This window comes from Thioalkalivibrio halophilus (assembly GCF_001995255.1).
In the GTDB taxonomy this organism is placed as follows: Bacteria; Pseudomonadota; Gammaproteobacteria; order Ectothiorhodospirales; family Ectothiorhodospiraceae; genus Thioalkalivibrio; species Thioalkalivibrio halophilus.
On the sequence record NZ_MUZR01000089.1, the window covers coordinates 1 to 1,375 of the forward strand.

The window sequence follows — 1,375 nt, forward strand, 5'->3', positions numbered from 1 at the left end:
ACCACTTTCGACAGTAACTCAGCACCACCACGATGAGCAGCCTTCTGTGAAGACGCTCTTCGAGAAAATTTACGGCCATACCGAACATTGCGCCACGGCGATTGCAGCAGGCCACCAGCGCAGCAGTTGCGACCACCAAGAAGAAAAACACCACAAAGACGTACGGCATCTGTGCGCGAAGGCCGTAGGAGCTGTTCGTGAAACCACGTGCAGCGGGAACATGCTCCCATAACCAACCCGCCGGAGCGGCCAGCCAGAATGGCGGAGCACCCGGATCCATGTGATAAAGGATGTACACAAGAACCCCTTCTGCTAGCAGCGCGAGCGAACCCATGGCGATTAAGGCATTTCGCCAGCGTCGGGCCTCGGCCTCTGTTGGTCCCGGGTATTTCGACAGGATGTCGATGAGGGATTGGCGAAGACTCACGTACGCATCCCGAAGTACGAGCCGATCTGAAACGCGAGCGTGATTGCCTCAAAATCCGGTCGGGCCAACCGCGCGTTGGCAGCGCCCGGAAACTCGCCGGGATAGAGGATCAGCCAGGCCATGGCAACGGCCCGCGGGCAACTTGTTAAGCGAGTGCACCTAGCGAGGCGCAAGTACGACGGAAGCCATTCCAGCGGTGCACCGGTACGCATAGCGGGGCAACGCGCCGACGATATCGGAGCACAATGCGGCATTAACCGAAGCGGTGCTGCGGAGAGGACGCCGATCCGTGACGAATCCATGGCTTATCCCTTTCCATGTTTAGGGAATTAATTGTCGGTGCCGTCAGGCTGCCTGGTCAACAAGCATGTTGTGCGGGTGTTCTCGCTCCACTGGCCGCCCACCAGGTCCGCGGCGGCGCCGCGACTCCGAGCTGCCCGGCCGCGCGGCACGTCGGTTACGGGCCCGGTGCAGATCATGCACCTCGCCGTAACCCATCAGATCCGGCAGGACGGCGATGTCCTCCGGCACATCCAGGCGCTCGCGCGCCTCGGTGTGGGCGGTGTCCTGGATGAACCACACGTCCGTGGCCTCGCCTTCGCGGCCGTCGGCCCACTCGAACCGGCCGATCTGGCGGTGTTCGTTGCCATGCTCGTCCACGTAGGTGGAGTCCGAGTAGCCCAGGTCAATGGAGCCGATGCCGACTTCGTCCAGGGTCAGCAGTTCACCGTCGTCGACCTCGCCGTTGCCGTTGGCGTCCTGCCACAGGCGCAGGTCGTCCCAGGCCTCGTCGCCCGGGTCGATACGGCCATTGCCGTTGGTGTCGTGGATGGCCAGCGCCTGGAAGCCGTTCATGGCCGTGACGCCTTCCTCGATCTCGCTGGCGTTGCCGAACAGCTCACTGCCGGTCTCGATCTCCTCGTTGCCCGTCAGATCCATCGCCAGCAG

1 protein-coding gene and 2 pseudogenes are annotated in these 1,375 nt (G+C 62.6%); all 3 read right to left on the bottom strand.

Annotated elements, in window-relative coordinates:
* Positions 1-427: pseudogene (locus tag B1A74_RS13870) on the bottom strand (hypothetical protein); the annotation flags it as partial.
* Positions 424-549, bottom strand: coding sequence for a hypothetical protein (locus B1A74_RS14545; RefSeq protein ID WP_279625498.1), 126 nt, complete (start codon positions 547-549; stop codon positions 424-426). The pseudogene B1A74_RS13870 and the gene B1A74_RS14545, both read right to left, overlap by 4 nt.
* Positions 550-889: 340 nt before the next feature.
* Positions 890-1,375: pseudogene (locus tag B1A74_RS13875) on the bottom strand (calcium-binding protein); the annotation flags it as partial.